Genomic DNA, 22,851 nt, shown 5'->3' with positions numbered 1-22,851 from the left:
CGCTCTCTATAGTGGTATATAACCATGCAGCGGCTTTTTATATTTATGGACTTTACATGAAGGGCCAAATCGAAAAGGCCTATAAAGTAATTTGGGAAATGATTCATGATCCAGATAAAGCCGATTTAATCCAAAGAGGACAATTATCGGTTTTTATCCCCAATTATTACCGGGGAGCTTTTCGGCAATCCCCACGTACCACGGGCCGATCTAGCCAATTGTTCAATACAGGGGCCACTCCGTGGTTATATCAATGTCATTTCGATGGCTTATTTGGATTAAAGGGTGATATAGACGGACTCCACATAGCCCTTAAATTACTCCATAGTTTGGTTAATTCTTTCAAATGAATGTTTCTGAAAGCGTTAAATAGGAGTAGTTCATCGAAGAAATGAAAAATGAAGTAGGGTTAAATCGTTATATGTTGTTAATTGTATAATCCCCTGCAGTAGGGGTTAAACCTCCAACATTAATTATAAATTTTGAATTTATGAAAGTTACAAAGTTTTCAATTGTGCTTTTTGCATTTTGCACCTTGCTCATGTCATGTTCCGATAATGATGATAACAATAATGACTATGGTCGCCTATCGGTAAAATTGACTGATGCGCCTTTTCCACATGATCTTGTCGCCGAAGCAAATGTGACCGTTTTCAAAGTGGATGCCCGTTATAAGGGTAACATGGAATTCGATGGCCAAGCTATCGATAGTACATCAACTAATATGACTACCGAAAATGGAAAATCCTTTGTGGTACTTATGGAAGAGGAAGTACAGGTAAACCTCTTAGAGCTCACCAATGGTGTTACCCAGGAATTGGTCGACTTGAGTGTTCCTGTAGGGACCTATGATTTAATCCGTGTCTACGTTAAAGGTGTCAATGTGATACTTACAGATGGAACTACCTTTGATTTAAAGGTGCCAAGTGGGTCGCAATCAGGAATCAAAGTCTTTATTAAACCTGGCCTTGCTGTGAATGGTGGACTAAGCTCTGACCTTTTGCTTGATTTTGATATTAGTAGATCCTTTGTGGCAAAAGGAAACAGTAAGGATTTAAATTCAATCACTGGATTCAATTTCAAACCAGTCATTAAGGCCTGTAATATGTCAACGGCAGGTACCCTCATGGGGCTTATCACAGAAAGCCGCGAAGAAGTTCCCGTAGGTATCGAAGGTGCCCAAGTCGGTGTTTACATTGCAGACACCTTAAATACCAGTGCTTTTACCGATATCAATGGCGCGTATATGATTATGGGCCTTGAAGCCGGCACCTATACGGTAGTCACTGAAAAAGAAGGGTATATTATGCAGACCTCTGAAGACGTTAAAATACAAGCTGCCAATAAGACGGTTCTAGATTTTGAGTTGTTACCAGAAGAATAATATAACATTACATATAGTTAAAAGCGGGATTTTATTATTCCGCTTTTTTTGTTTTACCCCGTCAAATGCAATGTATGGCTCACGGATAATCGTTCTAGTCGTAACCTTACTGAATTGGAAGGAATACTTGCCCTATTGAAATAGCTTTAATGCACAACACCCCTATAAAACAACCTATTGTACTATTCTGGAATGCTCCATAAAATACGATTCAAAACGTTTTATTTTGGGGTGTAATTCCTCAGTGTATAGCACATACTGGCATTTTTGAATGCTCTGTGTAATGGAAATAATGGCACTGGAGTCTGATTTTTGAATCAAAAATTCCGCATCATCAATACTGAATATCTTCAATTGTGAGGTACTCACCCCATTCAATAGGAATAACTTATTCATTGTCTTAGGCGTCGAAATAAGAATATCCACACCCTCAAAAATCTCAGATTTCTGTATATCGATATGCAATTCTTCATACCCTACATAAACCCGGAGTGAATTGTATTTGGTATACCGTAGGAACTCTTGGTATAATTCCATTGCCTTTTCCTTATTCTCCACCAAAACCACGGCCCTTGGGGCATTCCCCACCGCTTCACATTTTAATTTTTGCAAAGTGGTAAGTATAAGCGTGGTTGTTTTTCCACTGTCTTTCGGTGCGGTACAAAATACATTGGCACCACTTTTTATAACCGGTATACTACGGCGCTGAAAAGGGGTTGGTGTTGCAATATCCATACGCTCTAGGCGCTCTAGTATATTGGCGTGTAATTTTTTAAAAGGCATAGGCTTAAAAGGATAACGGTTTGGTATACTGTTCCATTTGAACAGGGCAAATATAACACCTTGAAATGGAAAGAAATCCTCTTCGCAAAATAGTTGCTTTTGTACGTTTTGGACCCTTCCCGTTTTCATGGCTGTTCCAGCCAAAATAAAAAAGCCTGTTTTTACGCTAAGTGGTTCAGAATAAAGGTGTAGTTTCGCGCCTCGTAAAAAAAGACTATGAAACGTATAAATCAATATAAGAAGCTATTTGGTGTTGAAAAGGATATCGATCTTAAGACATTAAAGACCACATACCGTAATTTAGTAAAGGAATGGCATCCTGATAAGTTTCAAGAAGGTGATGTCCAACGGGAAGAGGCTGAAGTAAATAGTCGTTCTATTATTGATGGATACCATTTTTTGGTAAGTATCGCCCCAGAAACCCTGGCTGCGAATCGAGACGCCTATACTGAGACCATCTCCAATTCAGGGATTGCTGAGTTTATCCATAACGGCTTGGTTTTGGAAATCACTTTTTCTGATGGAACGACGTACGAATACTTTGGGGTTACCAAACCTATTTATATAAAGATGGTAAATGCCAACAAATTGAATCGATTTGCAAAACGCTCCATCTATCCCAAATACACGTACAGAAAATCAAAACGAACCCTTCAGGAAGCTTAAACTGCGGAATAAGCATTTTCTGTTAAGGCGTATTTACGGCCTTTAAAAAGAATTAGTACAGCACTTTACACGATTGCCCATTTCGTGTAGTTATCTTTGTGCAAATCCATTTCATTATATGTCAAATCAATTTTCCGCTTTAGGAATCAAGGAACAACTTCTAGAAAGTCTAACCGAATTAAAGATTTCCGTTCCTACGGATATCCAGAAAAAGACCATTCCCATACTCTTGAACCAAAAAGAGGATGTCGTCGCTTTGGCAAAAACGGGAACCGGTAAAACGGCTGCGTTCGGTCTGCCTTTGTTGCAATTGATAAACCCGGAAAAAACGGATGTCCAGGCGCTTATATTGGCTCCCACACGGGAATTGGGGCAACAGATTTACACGAACCTCGTTTCGTATGCCTCCCACAGTCCGGCCATTTCCATTGCCTCCGTTTGTGGTGGTATTCCCATAAAACCCCAAATAGAACGCTTAAAAGAAACGACCCATATTATTGTGGCGACGCCCGGACGATTGATCGATTTGATCCAGCGTGAGGCCGTCAGCATTAAAAAATTGAACTATTTGGTCTTGGACGAGGCCGATGAGATGGTCACGGCCTTAAAGTCCGACTTGGATACCCTAGATGCAGAGATGCCCAAATCGAGAAGGACATTGTTGTTTACCGCCACCATGCCTGGAACCGTAAAGCAATTGGTTCAGAATTACATGTCGAAACACGTAGTACACCTAGAGGCCGATATGGCCCAAATGGGACACCAAGGAATCGATCATAGATATATTGTGGTAGCACCTATTGAAAAGTTGGAGGTTCTACTCCATTTTCTGAATGGCAAAGAAGGGCAACGGGGTATTATTTTCTGTAAAACCAAAGCGGCCGTTAACAAATTGGCGAAGAAATTGGCCATTCATAAATTCTCCTCCGGGGCCATCCATGGTAGTCTTACCCAAGGCATCCGAGATCGGATCATGGGACAATTCAGGGAAGGATACATCGATATTCTCGTGGCTACCGATTTAGCGGCCCGTGGTATCGACGTAAAGGAAATTTCCTATGTGGTCAATTACCACCTACCAGATACTTATGAAGCCTATGTACACCGAAGTGGCCGTACGGCTAGGGCAGGGGCAAAGGGACTTTCGTTAAGCATCATACAAGCAGAGGAACTTCCTGATATTCCCGAATTCGAAAAGGAATTGGGACTGGTTTTTTCCGAGTTGAAGAAAGAAAATGAAGCAGATCGGGAAGAAATAAATTTAGTGCTTTGGGCCAAGAAAATATTCAAAACCAAGCCCAACCGTACGGTTTCTGGGGAAACCAAAGAAAAAATAAAGACCATTTTCCATCATTTGACCAAAGAGGAATTGATAGAAAAAGTATTGGCCGACCATTTGATGCACGGTACGCCCCATACTAAAACCGAGGGCCCCCAAAAGAAGTAACACCTATGGCCAATACGATACGAAATCAACAGGATATTTTAGATAAGTTACGAATTCCCGCATTGAACCCGATGCAGGAGGAAGCGATCGAGGTTATCGAAAAAACGGCAAATACCGTATTGCTGTCCCCCACGGGTACCGGAAAAACCCTTGCCTTTTTATTACCACTTATCGAGACCCTGGATCCCGAATGCACCGAGGTACAGGCCCTGATATTAGTACCTTCACGGGAGCTGGCCATACAGATAGAACAAGTGGTGCGTGATATGGGTTCGGGTTTTAAGGTGAATGCGGTGTATGGGGGTAGGCCCATCTCCAAGGATAAGATCGAACTGAAACACACTCCGGCCCTCTTAATCGGAACCCCTGGTAGGATCGCGGACCATTTTGGTAGTGGCCGTTTTTCAAAAACGGATATCAAGACCTTGGTATTGGATGAGTTTGACAAATCGTTGGAAACCGGTTTTGAGGGAGAAATGAGTACCATCATCAATCAATTGCCAAATCTTGAAAAACGTATTCTGACTTCAGCCACAAAGGGTGTTGAAATTCCAGATTTTGTGCAATGTGTAGGGCCTACTTTCATTAATTACCTGAATACAAAAAAGGAATCCAGACTGACCATTAAAACGGTGGTGTCCCCCGACAAGGACAAATTACAAACCTTGGTGGATTTGCTGCACCACATTGGCAATGAACCCGGGATCATTTTTTGCAACTTTAAGGACAGTATTGAACGCGTAAGTACCTTTTTGGACAAAAACCATATTCATCACACCTGTTTTTCTGGGGGAATGGAGCAACGGGATAGGGAACGCTCGCTGATCAAGTTCAGGAACGGTACCTGTCAAGTTTTGATCGCTACCGATTTGGCGGCTAGGGGAATTGATATTCCAGAAATGAAATACATCATTCATTATGAGCTTCCTAGGGCTGTAGAAGAGTTTACCCACAGAAATGGCAGAACGGCCCGTGTAAACGAAAAAGGAACCGCATATGTATTGCAGTGGGAAAAAGAATATGTACCCGGATTTATCAAAGATGTGGAAACGGTGGATATTTCCAACAACACCCCCCATAAATCCCTACCAACCCCCCGGCATTGGGAAACCCTCTTTGTTTCAGGAGGCAGAAAAGACAAGATTTCGAAAGGTGATATTGCCGGACTCTTCTTCAAACAAGGCGGTATCAAAAAAGACCAATTGGGTATAATTGAGTTAAAACAGGACTGTGCCTTTGTAGCCGTTCCCTTATCCATCGCCAATCAATTGGTTCAAAAACTGAATAATTCCCGCTTAAAGAATAAAAAAGTGCGCGTGACGGTACTGTAGGAAGTAAGGGGAATTTTGTAGGAAACAGCACTTTTAACAACTCCTTGGTAATGTTTCTGGTAGCGTATCTTATTTTTGCAAAAATTATAGCAGGAGTAATACAGCCGTTTTAACAAAAAAATCCATGTCGATTATACTCCTTTTTAAAATTGAAAAACTTTTAAGATAACTATGGAACGAAGTCCTAAACTAAATGCCAAAAAGTCTAGAATAAGATTGCTCCACCAATACTATTCCTATACTGGTTTTTACGCATTTATTAAATCCAGTTTAGGTAAGGTCATTGTACCTATATCCCTATTTATCATAGGGTTATGGCTTGTTCATTTGTATGTAATCGATTTTCACGATCTATTCACCTCGATTACTACTACGTATAGTCCTTTGATTATTTTAAGTGTTTTCCTAGCCACAGAATCGCTTTTGGGCTTGGTTCCCCCGGAAATCTTTATAGCATGGGCCGGTAAGACCGACACCCCCATCTTATATTTGTCGGTACTTGCGCTAATATCCTATCTTGGGGGCATAATTTCCTTTTTTGAGGGCAAGGCCATTTCGAAAGTTCCTTCGATGAAGGCTTATTTTGAGGTGAAAATGGCAAAACATATGAAAATGATCCGAAAATGGGGGGGATTCCTCATTATTGTGGGAGCCTTATTACCCATTCCTTTTGCCATGACCAGTATTGCGGCCGGACTCATACATTACCGATTTAGGAATTATCTACTCTTCGGATTATTGCGGTTTGTACGTTTTTACCTGTATGCCATCGTCATATTCAACATTTTTTAGGATAGCGTTCTTTTAATTTCCGGTGAAATACACCCTATAATTTATTCTGCTTCGTATAAATGGGAGCACAGTAGTCGTTTATGGGGAATTAACTTTAAGCTAGCGTTGCACCTCTTTATACCAAGCAAAACTAACCAAATTTTAAACAGGACCTTTTAGTCCGTTTTAAAAATATCATTATATTTGCACCCGAAATTTGGGATATTTAGTTTTCAAAATATCGCGAATGGAGTTAAAGGGAAGTGCCTTTTGACCAACAGATTGGAAGGGAATTCACCACCAACCTCTTAATATATTGGGCAATGGACCTACAAAACTTAAAAAGAATGGAAAATGATATTTATTAAAAGGACAAAAAGGTCTTTTACTCCTTTATTAAAGTGACCAACACCAAAACCTCCTTGAGGTAGGAGTGTATTGAACAGATACAATGACTTTGAATTTTTAATGCCAATACATATGAAAACAACATTAACAACCAAAAACCAACAACTGTAGCAATGGGCAACAACCCTTTACCATGTCGTTAAAAAAACAACTATAAAAAATCAACGAAACCAAAGTAAAAGCTCACAAAGCATGAGCACTGTAGCTTGAATTATTTATTGAAAAGAAAAACAACAACAACCATGAAAAAAGTTTGGATAGGATTTTCCAGCGTAGTAATACTCTCCTTTATTGCCTTGATATGGGTGGGTACCGAAGTTTATCAAACACAACCGCCGATACCGGAAACAGTAGTTATTGCCGAAACCGGTGAAACGGTCTTAACAAAAAGTGACATACAAATAGGGCAGAATGTATGGGAATCGATAGGGGGCATGGAAGTAGGTTCCATTTGGGGCCACGGAAGTTATGTAGCACCTGACTGGACAGCCGATTGGATTCATAAGGAAGCGGTTTTTATGCTCAACGCCTGGGCAAAGAAGGACTATAATTCCACCTACGACGATTTGGACGTGGAGCGTAAGGCGGCATTAAAAGCCCGTTTGATCAAAGATATAAAGACCAACACCTATAACCCTGATAATAAAGGCATAACAATTTCCCAAGCCCGTTTTGACGCTATTGCGAATAATTCAAAACACTATGCGGATATCTTTTCGAACGGACACGAAAAATATGCGATTCCAGAAGGTGCCTTGGTAGACACCGAAAAGCTGGCACAGCTAAATGCCTTTTTATTCTGGACGTCATGGGCAGCAAGTACCAATAGACCCAATAAGGAGTATACCTACACCTCCAATTGGCCGCACGAACCCCTGATCGACAATACCATTACACCCGATTCACAAATATGGTCAGGATTTTCGATCGTACTTCTATTATTGTTCATTGGGGCATTGAGCTATTATTATATTCGAAACCATGAAAAGGGCGATGCGCTATTGCATCCAGAAAATGATCCCTTGGACAAGCTTGTACTGACAAAATCACAGAAATCCGTTTTAAAATACTTTATCGTTATCTCCTTATTGATTGCCCTTCAGGTGGTTTTGGGGGCTTTAACCGTGCACTATACCGTTGAGGGGCAGGCTTTCTTCGGGTTCGATTTATCAAGTTTTTTACCCTATTCCATCACAAGGACATGGCACACGCAATTGGCCGTCTTTTGGATTGCTGCCACATGGTTGGCCACAGGATTGTTCCTGGCCCCTATGATCAGTGGTAAGGAAATGAAATTTCAGGTTTTCGGAATCAATTTCCTATTCATAGCCCTATTGGTCATCGTACTCGGATCACTACTGGGGGAGTGGTTGGGCGTACATCAATTCCTTGATCTAACCACCAACTTCTTTTTTGGTCACCAAGGATATGAATACATGGATCTTGGAAGATTCTGGCAGATTTTCCTAGGCATCGGTTTGGTACTTTGGGTACTTATGGTGGGTAGACACGTATTGTTTGCCATTCGCAAGAATGACGATTCAAAACATTTGTTGATCATCCTTTTGATCTCTGTGATCGCTATCGGCATGTTCTTCTTCTCCGGATTAATGTATGGTGAAAACAGTAGTTTACCTGTCATCAATTATTGGAGATGGTGGTTGGTACACCTTTGGGTAGAAGGGTTCTTCGAGGTTTTTGCCACGGTGATCATTGCTTTTATCTTCTTGAGGATGAAAATCCTTTCGGCAAAAACTGCAGGAAGGGCCTCTATTGCCTCGGCAACTATATTCTTGGCAGGAGGAATCATCGGAACACTGCACCATTTGTACTATTCAGGAACACCCGTACAGGCCATCGCTTTGGGGGCGACATTCAGTGCGTTGGAGGTAGTACCCCTTACCCTCATGGGCTTTGAAATACGTGAAAACTGGAATTTGTTGAAGTCCAAGGAATGGATTCAAAAATATAAATGGCCCATATTTTTCTTTATCGCGGTTGCTTTCTGGAATATGGTGGGCGCCGGCGTGTTTGGCTTCCTGATCAATCCCCCGATTGCCTTGTACTACATACAGGGATTGAATACCACCGCGGTACACGCACATACGGCTTTATTCGGTGTTTATGGTCTGTTGGGGATGGGATTCATCATCATTTGTCTGCGATTCTATTCCGATAGGGTATGGGATTCCATAAAACTAAAAAGAGCCTTCTGGTGGTTGAATATCGGATTGGTTGCTATGGTCGTTTTAAGTTTGTTACCGGTAGGGATCATACAAGCCTACACTTCGATTACCAAAGGATATTCTTTTGCCAGGGACGCGGAATTATTGTATTCACCAACGGTACAGACCTTAAAGTGGTTACGTATGATCGGTGATGTGATCTTTTCTGTCGGAATTTTCTATTTCTGCTGGTTTACCATACAGGAAACGATCTACTGTCTCAAAAAAAGGAATTAAAACGAATCGGTACAGACCATTTCGTCTGTGCTGAAGGTTATTGCTTGTTATTGGTTGTAAATAGAAAAAGGGACGTAGGTTTTTATACGCTCCCTTTTTTTTATGCCCTTTGGCGGTTTCAAAGGAAGCCAAACGCCCCTTGGAGGGAACACACAAGGAGAGCCTCCACACTAGGGTTTTAAGCCCTATGAAAATCCGGGATTGTTGCATTTCAACCTTTTTTTCTACTGCCCGTGGGAGATCCTAAAAAAATTAGCAACTAAATCTGTACTATCGTATATATTTATAAATATCTTTAAGTGGAATCTCTTAATAATCCATCGCATATGCATGCATATCTATTCCCTGGGCAAGGGACCCAATTTCCCGGTATGGGAAAAACGTTATATGAATCATCCGAATTGGCACAGGACTATTTTAAAAAAGCCAACGCTATTTTAGGGTTTTCAATTACCGATGTCATGTTCGAGGGGACTGATGAGGATTTAAAACAAACACAGTTTTCCCAACCGGCCATTTTTCTACATTCCTATATTTTAACCAAAACCCTTGGGAGTGCCTTTAAGCCCGATATGGTCGCCGGACATTCCTTGGGTGAGATATCCGCTTTGGCCGCCATTGGTTCCTTGGATTTTGAATCGGCATTGAAACTCATCGCCAAGCGGGCCTCACTTATGCAAAAAGTATGTGATGACAAGAATACGGGCATGGCAGTGGTGGAAGGATTATACGATGTAATCGTATCGGATATCTGTAAGCATGTCGACGGTATCGTGGTACCCGCCAATTATAATGCCCTTAAACAAGTTGTTATTTCCGGCGAAAAGAAAGCACTAAAAGATGCGTGTGACAAACTACGCCCTGCAGCTCTTGCAATCATAGATCTACCCGTTAGTGGTGCCTTTCATTCCCCCTTTATGGAACCTATCGTTGAAGAGTTTAGTTTGGCCGTGGCGGAAACGGAATTCAAAAAACCAACATGCCCCATTTATCAAAATGTCAAAGGGCGACCGTGTGATGATGTGGGGCAAATCAAAAAAAACCTGATCGACCAATTGACGCATCCGGTAATGTGGCGGCATACGATGCTTCATATGGAAGAGGATGGGGCCACTGAATTCACGGAAATCGGTCCGGGTAACTTTTTAAGGGGACTTGTTCGTCAAATCCATAAAAATATAACTACAAACGGAATTTCGTAATCGGAAAAAACACTTTTCTAACCATTTGAATTACAATCATTAAGGGACTGCCTAGGTCTTATGCGGTTTTCAAGTCAAACCACCACAGAACAATCCGGCTTTTCTTATTCCCTTGATCCATAGGGGTGATGTGGTAGTGCGCTTTGGCCTTTTTTAGTTGTTTTTCAATCTTAAGGAGGTTTTCCGCCTTGGCGACCAGACTGGAAAATACGCGTACCTGTTCTTTGAACGCCAAACTTTCCTTGATCAATCGCTTTATGAAGAGCGCCTCCCCACCATTACACCAGAGTTCATTCGCTTGTCCCTCGAAATTAAGCTTGAGTTCCCGTTTGTTGATACCTCCTTCCAAATTCCTAAGTTTTCTAAACGAAGCTCTTTGGGCTTCTTCCTTAGTGCTGTGGAAAGGTGGATTGCACAGGGTAAAATCAAATTGTTCCCCGGGTTGTATAATATCCTTAAAAAGAAAACCCTTATTCCCTTGGTGACGCACCTCAACACGGTCTTGCAAGGTTTTGGTGGATTGTATGTTCGCTTTCGCTATGGCTATGGCGTTGGCATCACTCTCCGAACCCACCATGTTCCAATTGAAATGTTGGCCCCCCAAAATACAATAGATCCCGTTCGCTCCCGTGCCAATATCCAGTCCCCGTAATTCAGCACCTACATCCATGCCGAATTTCTCCACAAGAAAATCCCGTATATGCAACAGATAATCCAATCGCCCGGGAATAGGAGGGATGAGATACCCTTTTGGCAGTTCGTAATCGGTGAGTTTAAAATCGGCCAGGAGTATCGCTTTGTTCAAGGTATATACGGCCTGGGAAACACTAAAATCAATGGTCTCCTCCCCTGAGGGATTCAAAACGATATACCGCTGCAATTCGGAATGATGCCCGGTCAATCTTTTTAGGTCATACCGATTGCCATATGGATTTTGTGGATGCATAATGGCAAAGGTATGTGATTTAAAAGGGGCAATCCCAAAAGTTTTTGGTGAATTGTTTCCCCACCAATCCTCCAATAATCAGTCCGATAGTATCCAAAAAACCTTATTCACAACTTCATTATGGTCATGAATAAGTACAAAAGCTTTATAAAATACCCATAAAACCGCTCTTTTTTGAAGATTTTACGCAAATTATTCTTTGAGCCATTATATAGCCTTTAATTTTGCGGACAATAAAGAAATAAGTTAAATTTTTGAAAATTCAGTTTATGAGTAAAGTTAAGGCCAACGATACGGTCAAAGTACACTACACAGGAAAATTAGGTGACGGTCAGGTTTTTGACAGTTCGGTGGATAGAGACCCTTTAGAGGTGACCTTGGGCCAAGGCGCCTTGATACCAGGTTTTGAAAAAGGCCTTATCGAAATGGAAATCAATGAAAAAAAGACCATTACCATTCCAAAGGAAGAGGCTTATGGTGAGGTACAAAAGGAACTTTTTCAACGGGTAAAGAAAGAAGAGCTTCCCGAAGGTATGGTTCCGGAAGTAGGTATGGCGCTAATGGCCAAAAATCCTGATGGAACAGAGCAGCCATTACGTGTGGCCGAAGTGAACGAGGCCGATATAATCATCGATGCCAACCATCCCTTGGCCGGTCAAGATCTGACCTTTGAACTTCAATTGGTTGAAATCAAATAAATAAGTTCGGAATAAACAACTTTAATAAAAAAGGAAGGTCAACACACCTTCCTTTTTTTTGCCATAAATTAGCGTAGTATAGCGATATCCAACATAGATTATCACAAATCATTACTACCGGTTTCCACTGTAGGGAATCCTTGTTTTTGACCAATAAAACCCTTTTCCCGACTAACTATTTTTGGTTGGAATGTATTAATTTTGTTTGTTCTACAATCAATATAATCCATGAGTATCCTAGTTGCCACGAATTTTTCCAAATTATCCGATAACGCAGTTCGCTATGCTGCTTCCCTAGCGAAACACCTTAATACCAAACTTATTCTTTTCAATGCTTTCAGACTCCCTATCCATGCTTCAAATGCCAGGGTATCTGCAACAAACGTAGAGATCTTAATGGATAAGAATAGGGAGAAATTAAAGGAAACGGCCCAAGATATAATTCAAAAATTCGGTATTGACGTAACCTACAAGACCAGTTTTACTAGTTTGGACCAGGAAGTGGACCACCTAATGAAAGTCCATGACTGCAGATTTTTGGTTATCGGGATGTCCCCGAAATCCATAGAACAGAATTTACTGGGGAACCCGGCAACGGCTTTGATCAGTATGAAACGGTTTCCTGTTTTGGCCATTCCGATACATGCAAAATTCACTGCCTTGAAAAAAATCCTCTTTGCTTGTGATTTGTTGGAAGACATACCGTTGAAAACATTGGCCAAATTACGGCAGATAGCGGTGCAACTAAAATCGGAAGTCACTGTCTTTTATGTGGAACAGGAGCTTGACCAGTTAAGAAACCTTAGCAATGACTCGATTGACAAAGGACTAAAGGATGTGACACTCTTTTATAAGAATGTTAAGTCGAATTCGGTTATTGATGTTTTAGAAAAGGAAATCACCAAATCGAAGGCTGAATTATTGGTAATGATGCCAAAAAAATATGGTTTTTGGGAATCAATAATGCATAAGAGCAAAACAAGGGTAATGGCCTCGGGATTGAATATCCCATTATTGTCAATACCCCTCGAATAGCAATCCAATTCCATAAAGACACGGGAATTCCGTGGCGCACCCGTATTCCTAACAATTTCCTTTCAGGGGTAACATAGGCTTATACTAAGTCTTTTGGGTATTTGACATCCCGTACTACCAACCATCCAATACACATTGCATGGTATAGGGCTCGTTTTCCGATAGGGGCAATTCCTCAAGTTGATCACCTAGATAATTGCCACTAGCGAAGCCTGTGGTATTTTTAAAACGGTACGACCAACAATATCTAAGATTCGTATATTCCTCGGAATAGGTAACCAGGTTATCGACCAACACGGCATTATCAAAATCTGAGAATGCCAAAAAGTACCCTAGGAATTGGTTGCGTCGCACATCGGCATCAGCACTTTTATACATGTACATTCCACAATTATTCATGATATTGTCATGCACATACGTCGCTCTATGATGTCCCTTGTCACCACCGTGGGAGTATTGTATATACCCCAACCGACCGTTGGCAGAGCCACTGATCATGGTAACCGTGTTTCGGGCAATAATATTATGTGTTTTATGCCAGCTAACTATAGGTCCGTCAGTATATTCACTGCCATCACCTTGTTCCATCACATTATCTAGAATATAGACATTCCCACCCGTGGCATTTACAATATCACCACCGGAATTGTGATGAAAATAATTGTCCTGTATCAAAATATCCTCGTCAACACGACCAGGGCCTTCAATATCGATTCCAAACTGAGGGGAGGTTCCCTTTATATGATGAATTTCATTGTCCTTTATTTCAATCCGTACACCACCCACTATTGAAATACCCTGACGTCTGTTGTTATAGATGTTGTTATCGACAAAAGTAACATCGTTGGAATCGAGCACCAAAGAACCATCACCGGTTAAACTGTGTATTTCCATGTTTTGGATCAAGACATTGTTATTGCCCCAAACGCAGATACCGTGTCCTTCATCATGGGCGGTCTTACCATCCTCACGCGGGGTAAAAACATGGGTATCGCGTTCCCCTTTGATGACACCATCACGAACGATGATATTATCGCCGTTTAAGCGCAATACGCAGTAATTCCATTTATCATTGGTATCGATGGCCAAAACGGCACCTTCACTGAAAACGAATTCGGTATTACCGAAAATATCAATGCCCCCATAATAAATATCATTGATATCCTCACCTACCAAATATTCACCGGCAGGCAAAACTACGCGGGTGTAACCTTCATCATGGGCCCAATCAATAGCCGCCTGTAGATTGGCAGTGGTCTTGGCAGCGTCGGTATTCGTATTCGGAATATCCCAACGCTCCAATTCGATCGTATATTCATTGGCTGTCGGAATTTGCGGCAATTGTGCACTAAAAAGTCGAATCGGCAAACCTTCTGCATCCAAATCCTCCTGATCGGGAGTACTTGTTCCGTTTGCATCGGAATCATCATGGCTGCAAGACGTATTAAAGATAAGGACAAACATCAGTAGGTAGTAAGATAGGTGCTTCATGGGAATACTATAATCAAGGTTAACCGGAAACAACAACCATAAATCAAATTGTAACAGGTATGGATAATGGTTGTAGCCGTTATTGCAGAAACGTTTGCCTTATAAGTATAGTGTAAAAGATGGGGATTTTTCGATTAGATGCATCCGCAGGAAGACCCCACATTTCATTTCAGTCGATCATTTACCGCTAAAAACGATGTGAATCCGGTTTTTGACACCCGTTATGCCAATAATAATCGAAGTAAGTTTTGGATGCGGTAAAACGCTGTAACCATCAAGTGATAAAGGGAATAGCTTAAAAACAATAGTAGATAACCCTAGCGGCTAGACATAATTAATTGAAAAGAAACCAATTAAAATGTTGTCCGTCGAAAAAATGGCACCATCTTTGCAAACAATAAATTATAATAAATTAAATTACATTACAATGAGTAAAGGAACAGTAAAATTTTTCAACGACACAAAAGGTTTTGGATTCATAACTGAAGAAGGAGTTGAAAAAGACCACTTTGTACACGTTTCAGGATTAGTAGACGAGATTCGTGAAGGCGACGAAGTTGAATTTGACCTTCAAGAAGGAAACAAAGGATTAAATGCAGTGAACGTAAAAGTTATCTAACATATACTTCAAGTTTCAAAAAGCCCTGACGGTAACCGTTAGGGCTTTTTTTATACCCCATTCCCAAAAGTCATGGCACAGGAACACTTATGATATTCCCTAGGTTCGAAAAGGGGCCAATGTGTATGGAATAATCATTTATCTTTATTCCATAATAGGTTATCATGACAATCACAGATTTCACCACACGCCTTATTGTTGCTTTATTGGCCGGATTGGCCATTGGATTTGAACGACAGTGGCATCATAAAACCGCAGGTTTAAAAACAAATATGCTCGTTGCTACCGGAGCTGCCATCTTTGTTTTATTATCCTTTTTAATGAAAGCGGATGAATCAACTATCGATGTGTCAAGAATTATTGCACAAGTCGTGACAGGGGTAGGCTTTTTGGGGGCAGGCATAATCTTTAGGGAAGGAACGGATGTTCATGGATTGGGTTCCGCTGCGACCATTTGGTGTAGTGCCGCCATAGGCTGTATCGCTGCTTCTGGTTTTTTTATGGAAACCTTGATCTGTACGGCACTTATCGTTCTTATCAATTCCTTTTTGCAACCGTTGGACAATTGGCTGAAAAAACGAAAGTGAAAAACATTTAAGCTACGGATATAGTTTCTTTTGGTTGGTTGTTTTCACTCCTAAAACTTAGTAAATCCATTGCCACGAATTGAGCCCTACTTAACATCAATTTCTTCATTATTTAGCATTTTATGATTATTCTATTATTTGTTTTACTTCACCACAGGTAAGCATCGCATCCCCAAAATAGGGGTTGACTACTTCTTTATTCTTACTCAACCAATACGCTCCTTTATTCGTATCTGCCATGGGACAGAATTCCACGTATACTTTTTCATTGACACCAAATAACTGGAGTGCATTGATCAAGTGGGACGAAAGATGTTTAAAATGATTTCTTTGTTCCGAAATGTCCGTTGAATTTAGAATTGAAGTAGCAGATGTCCTTATTTCATTTGCCAACGACATCCAATGATTATGTGCCTCTTTAACCGTAACTAGTTTCATATCTACCAGAGATAGCGTATACAATACCCTTTTTGATTCTGACTGTACTATTTTGGAATCCTCTTTGGCCAAAGCATTCGCCATTTTTAAATAAGCTCCATAAACCGCTTTCAATTGATTTTGAAAGTCCTTTGATACACTTACCCTTTCATTCTTATTGAAATGTCCGCCCGTCTTGTTTACCACAGCGGTACCTCCCATACCAAGATGTTCCCCATGGCCCGTCTTGACTTTACCCCCTTCTTTGTTCATCATGGATTTTTTGCCTTGTAATTGTGCTGCCGCATCAACGGTAAATGCTCCATGGGTTACTATTTCATCGCCATTGTCCAACCCTTCCAAAACTTCTTGATTATCCCCGATTTGTTTGCCCAATGAAATTTCACGCATCTCAAAAACAGGTTGGGTGGCATTTTTCTTTAAATATACCACAGAACGTTCCCCTGTCCATAAAACGGCCGAGGACGGAATTATCATTGACTGTCCTATGCTTGGGGTAACACCCTTGATTTTTCCCTGAACGAACATTCCTGGTTTTAATACTCCGTTTTTGTTGTGAAGTACCACCCGTAAATTCAAGGTTCTTGTACTATTATCCAAGACGGGATCGATAAAATCCACTTTCCCTTTAAATGATGTATTGCCGTACGCATTTGTCGTTATGGAAATTTCCTGTCCTTTTTTAAATTGGTCGATTTGATTTTCATAAACATCAAAATATGCCCAAACGGTGTTTAGGTTTGCGATTTTAAGCAAAGGTTGACCTTGCTTTATATAATCACCTTGTTCCACTAATTTTTCCGTAACTGTTCCTGAAACCGTTGCATATACAGGAAAGTTTTCTTTTACTTTTCCCGTTTCCTCAATTTGATTGATTTGATTATCAGAGAGCTTCCATAATTTCAATTTATTACGAACTGCTTTATATAATGCAGGTTGCGATTCTTTTAAAGACGCCGCTGTAATCAATTCTTGTTGGGCGGCATACAATTCTGGGGAATAGATCGTTGCCAGTAATTGTCCTTTACGAACTTCCTCACCTGTAAAATTCACATTAAGGCGTTCTATCCTTCCTGAAAAATAACTGACTTGAACAGCATTAGCCTCCTCATTTTCAACAATCTTTCCGGACAGTTTGATTGTATTGTCCATTGCGTTACCATTCCCGACAATTGACGTTTGAATGTTTGCCAATGCCATGGCATTCTCAGTTAACCTGAATTGATCTGCCAATAATCCTTCTGAGACACCCGATGCTGGAATCAGATCCATGCCACAAATAGGACATTCCCCGGGTTCTGGTTGCATAATCTGAGGATGCATGGAGCACGTCCACATTTGATCGGTTTCGGTTACCCTATCGTGATCATGCTTTATTTCATTCGTTGATGAACTGCTAAAGAGCAACCATCCTAAAAAGAATCCTGCACCCAATATCCCAATATATATGATATATTTTTTCATGTTTAATTACTTAAATAATTTATGATAGTTGTTTGAACATAATAATTCTTAATAGATTCAATTTGGTTCATTTGAAACTTCAATTGCAATTCCTGGATATCCAATACATCATTGAAATCTATCGTACCCGTTTCATAGTTCTTGATTAAAATAGATTCCGCATTTTTGGCTTGCTTTAAGTTCTTGGCTTGTGTCACATAACTTATCCGTGCTGAAATTCTTTCATTTAGCGCTTTATCCAATAGCGTTTGCAGCATATTTAAGCGTTCTTGCTTTTGCGCTACGATTTCCTGTTTTTGCCACTCGTTTTGTTTGGTTTTGGATTTAAATTTTTTATTGAAAATCGGTATTGACAAGGAAACCATTGGCATAATGATATCCTTTCCGTTATCACTGAAATCCATATCCGGTCGCTCGTTTACATTAATATAATCCAATCCAAAACCGAACATTGGACTGCTTTCCTTTTGATTTAATAATTCTGATTGTGTTACGGATTGATAGAGTTTATCGTATTTCAACAATTCAGGGTGCAATGCCAAATTTTCGATAGCGGATTCAAAATCCTCCGAAGGGATATCCAATTCATCGACCACATGAACAACCATAGCTTTTTCCCGATTTAAAAGATTGTTGAAAGCGGTTTGTTCGGCAAGAAATTGTTGGCCCAGAACATCCGATAATTGTTGCATTTCATTTTGGCGCATTTGCAAACGCAAGACATCGACGGCCGAAGCCTTACCAACTTCGACCGATGTTAATGCCAATGTTTCGTAAGTTCCAAGTAGTTTGATGTTTTCGGTCAAAACGGCTTGTTTTGCCTTATTTGCATATAGATTATAGTACGATTGTGAAACCGAGGCTATTAATTTTCTTTTCGCTATAACGATTTCCTCATATTGCACGTCGGCCAAAGAAGCAACATAATTTTCCCTTGCGGTAATATTGCCGAACCAGGGCAACATTTGTTTCGCCGATACTTTAAAGCGTTGTGCTCCTGTTCGTGTTTCTGGTTCACTTACAAAGTAACCCACACTAAATTCGGTATTTGGCAGGGTGTTCACTTCGTTCTTTTTTTCGGTGGCAATCTTATATTGCAATTCAAACTTTTGGATCTGCGGACTATTGGCCAACGCCTCTTCTATAAGTGTTTCCAATTGCTGTGCACTTATAAAACCATAGGACAAGAGTCCAATACCCAATAAAATAATTCTTCTCATTATATTGTTTTTTTAAGTTGCAACTCTTGTTTCCAGCTATATAAAACCGGTACGACAAACAAGGTGATCAATGCGATCAACATTCCGCCAAAACTTGGAATTGCCATAGGAATCATAATATCACTTCCACGCCCTGTTGAGGTCAATACAGGCAACAATGCCAAAATCGTGGTTGCCGTAGTCATAAGACAAGGACGAATACGTTTTTCGCCCGCCTCTACGATCGAATCCTTAATTTCCTTTATGTTTTCAGGGGTGTTTCTATCAAAAGTCTGGGTTAAATAAGTGGCCATTATAACGCCGTCATCAGTTGCAATACCAAATAGGGCAATAAACCCGACCCAAACCGCAACACTTAAATTAATGGGATGTATTTGGAATAGATTGCGCAGGTTATCCCCAAATAAATTGAAATTTAAAAACCAACCCTGACCATAGCACCAAATCATTATAAAGCCACCGGCAAAGGCTACGGCAATCCCGGTAAACACCATAAGTGATGTGGCTATGGAACGGAATTGGAAATAGAGGATCAAAAATATGATGGCTAAAGCCAAAGGTACGACCACCGATAATGTCTTTTCTGCCCGTAATTGACTCTCATAGGTACCCGTAAACTTATAACTGACACCTTTGGGCACTATTAATTCCCCGGAATCGATTTTCTGTTGAATCAAGATTTGTGCATTCTCAACTACATTCACTTCTGCAAAACCTTTCAACTTATCGAATAGGACGTAACCTACCAAAAAAGTATCTTCACTTTTGATTACCTGTGGACCTTTTTCATATCTTATGGTTGCCAATTCACTTAATGGTACCGGACTGCCTTTCCCATCGGGAATATAGATTTGCTTTAAATCTGTTGGGTTGGTCCTTAATTCCCTTGGATAACGTACCCGCACCCCATAGCGTTCCCTACCTTCGACAGTTTGGGTCAATACCATTCCGCCAACAGCTACTTTCAATACATCCTGCACATCCTGTACCGTAATACCATAGCGGGCCAATCTATCCCTATCAATGTCAATCAATACATACGGTTTACCAACAATACGGTCAGCAAATACAGCTTCTTGTTTTACACCCTCGACCTGTTTTAGGATATTTTCCAATTGAACACCAAAAGCTTCTATTTGATTTAAATCTTGACCTTTTACCTTTATTCCCATTGGTGCGCGCATTCCTGTTTGAAGCATCACCAGTCTGGTTTCTATGGGCTGCAACTTGGGAGCAGAGGTCACGCCTGGTAATTTGGTGACACGTACGATTTCTTCCCAAATATCATCCGGTGATTTAATTTCCGGTCGCCAATTGCGGTAGAATTCCCCATCATTGTCAGGGATCAGTTGTTTATTTGTAACATTGAGCGTCATCGAATTAATTACCGTTTTGTTCTCGACAGAGCCTGTACTGAGCGTAGTCGAAGTGCTCGAACCGACAGCTATATTTTCGTTTTGGATCAATCGACCGTCTTTCATTACGAATAAACCATCATCGATTTTATACCGTTGGCGTTCCCCATTTTCATTCAGCATATATTCAGGTTTATACTGAATAATATTCTCATACATCGAAAGAGGTGCGGGATCCAAAGCCGATTCTGTTCTTCCCGCTTTGCCCACAACGGTTTCAATCTCCGGAATGCTTGCTACGGCCATATCCAATTGCTGTAAAACACGTTTATTTTCTTCAACCCCGGCATGGGGCATAGAGGTCGGCATCAATAAAAATGAGCCTTCATTCAACGAGGGCATAAACTCTTTACCCATATTCCCCATTATGAAAAACCCGGCAGTAACGATAGCTATCGGTAAGGACAAGAACAAGGCTTTATGATCTAAACACCATCTTAAAATGCGTGTGTAATACCTTCGGAACAACGTAAATACGCCCAATAACCCAAAACAGACAATACTCACGAAAATGAGATTCCAAAAAAATACTTTTATCAACTCCTAACGGTCTCCAATATTCCGCTAACAAGAAGACGATAGCTGATACCGAAATAATTATATTGATTAGGTTAGCTTGTTTATCCGATACTATTTCCTGTTGCTTTATAAGTGCAACAATTCCAAAACCAACCAATATTAACCCTAACCAATAACCGTAAAGTATGGCGACAATACCTAATACTATTAAAATGCCATTTAAAACATATTTAAAATTCGTTTTAATGCTTTTCTTTCTGAATAAAAATGCTGCAAATGGTGGAATTAAAAACAAGGCCACAATAATGGATGCTGTTAAGGCAAAGGTTTTTGTAAAGGCCAGAGGTCTAAACAATTTTCCCTCCGAACCAATCATCGTAAAAACCGGAATGAAGCTAATTATAGTTGTCATTACCGCTGTAACTATGGCACTAGACACTTCCGCGGTTGCGTTGTAGACAATTTCGTTAATTGAAAGTTTGTTCTTCGGAGTAGTATGAAGCCCCCCCTGTACGGATTCTACTTCGTTGGTTCCTTGCCCTGATGGATCCATGTGCTCATTTTCATCGAGATGTCGAACAATATTTTCGGAAAGAATAACCCCTACATCGACCATTGTACCAATGGCAATCGCAATTCCGGAAAGGGCCACGATATTGGCATCAACGCCAAAGAACTTCATAGCTATAAACACCATTAAAACGGCAACCGGCAACAAGCCCGATATTAATATGGAGGCCCGAAGATTGAACACCATAATGATGATCACGAGGATGGTTATTAAAATCTCCAATGTTAATGCTTCATTCAGTGTTCCCAACGTTTCCTGAATGAGTTCGGTTCTGTCATAAAAAGGAACAATCGTAACTTGTGAAGTCCTACCATCTGCAAGGACTTTTGAAGGCAAACCCGCACTTAATTCCTTAATTTTATCTTTTACATTGGTAATGACTTCCATAGGATTGGCACCATATCGGGCAACCACAACAGCCCCAACAACCTCCGCACCTTCCTTATCCAATACTCCCCTTCGTACTGCAGGTCCCAAGGATACTTTCCCTAAATCCTTTATGCGTATTGAGGTATGGTCCTCAGAAGTGACCACTGCATTCTCGATATCCGATATCGATTTTACATAGCCCAGACCACGCACTAAATATTCCACTTGATTGATTTCCAACGTTTGTGCCCCAATATCCTTATTACTTTCCTTAACGGCTTTTACCACCTGGTTTAAGCCTATGTTGTATTGTCGCATCAATTCCGGATTGACATCGACTTGATATTCCTTAACATAACCACCGATAGATGCCACCTCGGACACCCCGCCCGCAGCCGATAAGGCATATTTTACATAGTAATCCTGAATACTGCGCAATTCGTGCAAATCCCATCCACCAGTAACATTTCCGTTTTCATCACGACCTTCAAGGGTGTACCAAAATATTTGCCCTAAACCTGTGGCATCTGGTCCCAATGCAGGATTAACCCCTTCGGGTAGTAATCCACTTGGTAAGGAGTTCAGTTTTTCGAGAATACGACTACGACTCCAGTAAAATTCTATATCCTCTTCAAAAATGACGTAGATACTTGAAAAACCGAACATAGAGGAGCTACGAATGGTCTTTACCCCAGGAATACCCAATAGGGAAGTAGTTAAGGGATATGTAATCTGGTCTTCAATATCCTGCGGGGAACGACCGTCCCATTTGGTAAAAACGATTTGTTGGTTTTCGCCTATATCCGGTATGGCATCTACGGCTACTGGATTCCTTGGCAAAATTCCCGTGTCCCAATTGAAAGGGGAATTAACAGTTCCCCACCCCAAAAACAGGAGAAGTAGCAGCACGGCTACCAGTTTGTTCTCTATTAGAAATTTGATGCTTTTATTTAGCATTGGTCTTGATTGTTAAACAGTTGGACATTGGTGTTTGAAAAACACCGAATACAGCAAATCATCCTTTT

At 40.7% G+C, this 22,851-nt stretch carries 17 protein-coding genes and 1 pseudogene; 12 read left to right on the top strand and 6 right to left on the bottom strand.

Going from position 1 to position 22,851, the window contains the following annotated elements; genetic code table 11:
- Window positions 1-11: 11 nt before the first annotated feature.
- Together LX92_RS20275 and LX92_RS20270 are read left to right on the top strand one after the other, a co-directional pair.
- Entirely contained in the window at window positions 12-350 is a 339-nt protein-coding gene (locus tag LX92_RS20275) for a hypothetical protein (RefSeq protein WP_146197887.1), read from the top strand.
- Window positions 351-490: 140 nt separating this feature from the next.
- On the top strand, window positions 491-1,384 hold the full coding sequence (locus LX92_RS20270) for a DUF4382 domain-containing protein (RefSeq protein WP_109654531.1): 894 nt from the start codon (window positions 491-493) through the stop codon (window positions 1,382-1,384).
- 174 nt (window positions 1,385-1,558) lie between these two features.
- Here the strand turns inward: LX92_RS20270 and LX92_RS20265 are convergent, their stop codons facing one another.
- Window positions 1,559-2,311 carry a DEAD/DEAH box helicase gene (locus tag LX92_RS20265; RefSeq protein ID WP_223308433.1) on the bottom strand — a complete coding sequence of 251 codons (753 nt, stop codon included), beginning with the start codon at window positions 2,309-2,311 and terminating at the stop codon, window positions 1,559-1,561.
- Between the two features lie 72 nt (window positions 2,312-2,383).
- Here LX92_RS20265 and LX92_RS20260 point away from each other — a divergent pair, with 72 nt between their 5' ends.
- The 6 genes from LX92_RS20260 (at window position 2,384) to fabD (ending at window position 10,454) form a co-directional block, all read left to right on the top strand.
- Window positions 2,384-2,833 (top strand): KTSC domain-containing protein, encoded by a 450-nt coding sequence (locus LX92_RS20260; protein WP_109654529.1) that lies wholly within the window; start codon window positions 2,384-2,386, stop codon window positions 2,831-2,833.
- A 118-nt stretch (window positions 2,834-2,951) separates the two neighbouring features.
- The gene (locus tag LX92_RS20255; RefSeq protein ID WP_109654526.1) at window positions 2,952-4,280 is read left to right on the top strand and encodes a DEAD/DEAH box helicase; all 1,329 of its coding nucleotides are present in this window, start codon (window positions 2,952-2,954) and stop codon (window positions 4,278-4,280) included.
- Window positions 4,281-4,285: 5 nt separating this feature from the next.
- The gene (locus LX92_RS20250; protein ID WP_109654524.1) at window positions 4,286-5,611 is read left to right on the top strand and encodes a DEAD/DEAH box helicase; all 1,326 of its coding nucleotides are present in this window, start codon (window positions 4,286-4,288) and stop codon (window positions 5,609-5,611) included.
- Window positions 5,612-5,782: 171 nt separating this feature from the next.
- On the top strand, window positions 5,783-6,403 hold the full coding sequence (locus LX92_RS20245) for a YqaA family protein (protein ID WP_109654522.1): 621 nt from the start codon (window positions 5,783-5,785) through the stop codon (window positions 6,401-6,403).
- A 629-nt stretch (window positions 6,404-7,032) separates the two neighbouring features.
- A complete protein-coding gene (locus tag LX92_RS20240) occupies window positions 7,033-9,252 on the top strand; it encodes a nitric-oxide reductase large subunit (RefSeq protein WP_109654520.1) in 2,220 nt (739 codons plus the stop codon).
- Window positions 9,253-9,578: 326 nt separating this feature from the next.
- Window positions 9,579-10,454 (top strand): ACP S-malonyltransferase, encoded by an 876-nt coding sequence (fabD, locus tag LX92_RS20235; RefSeq protein ID WP_109654518.1) that lies wholly within the window; start codon window positions 9,579-9,581, stop codon window positions 10,452-10,454.
- 58 nt (window positions 10,455-10,512) lie between these two features.
- Here fabD and rlmF read toward each other — a convergent pair whose 3' ends face one another.
- Complete coding sequence (gene rlmF / locus LX92_RS20230; protein WP_109654646.1) at window positions 10,513-11,400, bottom strand: 23S rRNA (adenine(1618)-N(6))-methyltransferase RlmF; 888 nt, start codon at window positions 11,398-11,400, stop codon at window positions 10,513-10,515.
- A gap of 269 nt (window positions 11,401-11,669) precedes the next feature.
- Between rlmF and LX92_RS20225 the strand changes: the two genes are divergently transcribed.
- Both LX92_RS20225 and LX92_RS20220 read left to right on the top strand, forming a co-directional pair.
- The gene (locus tag LX92_RS20225; RefSeq protein WP_109654516.1) at window positions 11,670-12,098 is read left to right on the top strand and encodes an FKBP-type peptidyl-prolyl cis-trans isomerase; all 429 of its coding nucleotides are present in this window, start codon (window positions 11,670-11,672) and stop codon (window positions 12,096-12,098) included.
- Between the two features lie 228 nt (window positions 12,099-12,326).
- On the top strand, window positions 12,327-13,133 hold the full coding sequence (locus tag LX92_RS20220) for a universal stress protein (protein ID WP_109654515.1): 807 nt from the start codon (window positions 12,327-12,329) through the stop codon (window positions 13,131-13,133).
- A gap of 114 nt (window positions 13,134-13,247) precedes the next feature.
- On the opposite strand, the gene LX92_RS20215 is transcribed toward LX92_RS20220, so the two are convergent.
- Complete coding sequence (locus tag LX92_RS20215) at window positions 13,248-14,624, bottom strand: right-handed parallel beta-helix repeat-containing protein (RefSeq protein WP_146197886.1); 1,377 nt, start codon at window positions 14,622-14,624, stop codon at window positions 13,248-13,250.
- A gap of 427 nt (window positions 14,625-15,051) precedes the next feature.
- Here LX92_RS20215 and LX92_RS20210 point away from each other — a divergent pair, with 427 nt between their 5' ends.
- A complete protein-coding gene (locus tag LX92_RS20210) occupies window positions 15,052-15,243 on the top strand; it encodes a cold-shock protein (protein ID WP_013995610.1) in 192 nt (63 codons plus the stop codon).
- Window positions 15,244-15,407: 164 nt separating this feature from the next.
- Window positions 15,408-15,830, top strand: coding sequence for an MgtC/SapB family protein (locus LX92_RS20205; protein WP_109654511.1), 423 nt, complete (start codon window positions 15,408-15,410; stop codon window positions 15,828-15,830).
- Window positions 15,831-15,956: 126 nt separating this feature from the next.
- Here LX92_RS20205 and LX92_RS20200 read toward each other — a convergent pair whose 3' ends face one another.
- The 3 genes and pseudogenes from LX92_RS20200 to LX92_RS20190 form a co-directional block, all read right to left on the bottom strand.
- The gene (locus LX92_RS20200; RefSeq protein ID WP_109654509.1) at window positions 15,957-17,732 is read right to left on the bottom strand and encodes an efflux RND transporter periplasmic adaptor subunit; all 1,776 of its coding nucleotides are present in this window, start codon (window positions 17,730-17,732) and stop codon (window positions 15,957-15,959) included.
- 2 nt (window positions 17,733-17,734) lie between these two features.
- Window positions 17,735-18,952, bottom strand: a complete 1,218-nt coding sequence (locus LX92_RS20195; RefSeq protein WP_109654507.1) for a TolC family protein — start codon at window positions 18,950-18,952, stop codon at window positions 17,735-17,737.
- Window positions 18,952-22,783, bottom strand: a pseudogene (locus tag LX92_RS20190) (efflux RND transporter permease subunit). The gene LX92_RS20195 and the pseudogene LX92_RS20190 overlap by 1 nt, the downstream one beginning before the upstream one ends.
- Window positions 22,784-22,851 lie beyond the last annotated feature (68 nt).

Source organism: Maribacter polysiphoniae (genome assembly GCF_003148665.1).
GTDB lineage: Bacteria > Bacteroidota > Bacteroidia > Flavobacteriales > Flavobacteriaceae > Maribacter_A > Maribacter_A polysiphoniae.
This window is presented reverse-complemented; position numbering and strand designations above follow the sequence as displayed.

Coding starts and splice junctions, on each gene's coding strand:
- LX92_RS20270 (WP_109654531.1), top strand. CDS start 491: ATGAAAGTTACAAAGTTTTCAATTGTGCTTTTTGCATTTTGCACCTTG.
- LX92_RS20260 (WP_109654529.1), top strand. CDS start 2,384: ATGAAACGTATAAATCAATATAAGAAGCTATTTGGTGTTGAAAAGGAT.
- LX92_RS20255 (WP_109654526.1), top strand. CDS start 2,952: ATGTCAAATCAATTTTCCGCTTTAGGAATCAAGGAACAACTTCTAGAA.
- LX92_RS20250 (WP_109654524.1), top strand. CDS start 4,286: ATGGCCAATACGATACGAAATCAACAGGATATTTTAGATAAGTTACGA.
- LX92_RS20245 (WP_109654522.1), top strand. CDS start 5,783: ATGGAACGAAGTCCTAAACTAAATGCCAAAAAGTCTAGAATAAGATTG.
- LX92_RS20240 (WP_109654520.1), top strand. CDS start 7,033: ATGAAAAAAGTTTGGATAGGATTTTCCAGCGTAGTAATACTCTCCTTT.
- fabD (WP_109654518.1), top strand. CDS start 9,579: ATGCATGCATATCTATTCCCTGGGCAAGGGACCCAATTTCCCGGTATG.
- rlmF (WP_109654646.1), bottom strand. CDS start 11,400: ATGCATCCACAAAATCCATATGGCAATCGGTATGACCTAAAAAGATTG.
- LX92_RS20225 (WP_109654516.1), top strand. CDS start 11,670: ATGAGTAAAGTTAAGGCCAACGATACGGTCAAAGTACACTACACAGGA.
- LX92_RS20220 (WP_109654515.1), top strand. CDS start 12,327: ATGAGTATCCTAGTTGCCACGAATTTTTCCAAATTATCCGATAACGCA.
- LX92_RS20215 (WP_146197886.1), bottom strand. CDS start 14,624: ATGAAGCACCTATCTTACTACCTACTGATGTTTGTCCTTATCTTTAAT.
- LX92_RS20210 (WP_013995610.1), top strand. CDS start 15,052: ATGAGTAAAGGAACAGTAAAATTTTTCAACGACACAAAAGGTTTTGGA.
- LX92_RS20205 (WP_109654511.1), top strand. CDS start 15,408: ATGACAATCACAGATTTCACCACACGCCTTATTGTTGCTTTATTGGCC.
- LX92_RS20200 (WP_109654509.1), bottom strand. CDS start 17,732: ATGAAAAAATATATCATATATATTGGGATATTGGGTGCAGGATTCTTT.
- LX92_RS20195 (WP_109654507.1), bottom strand. CDS start 18,952: ATGAGAAGAATTATTTTATTGGGTATTGGACTCTTGTCCTATGGTTTT.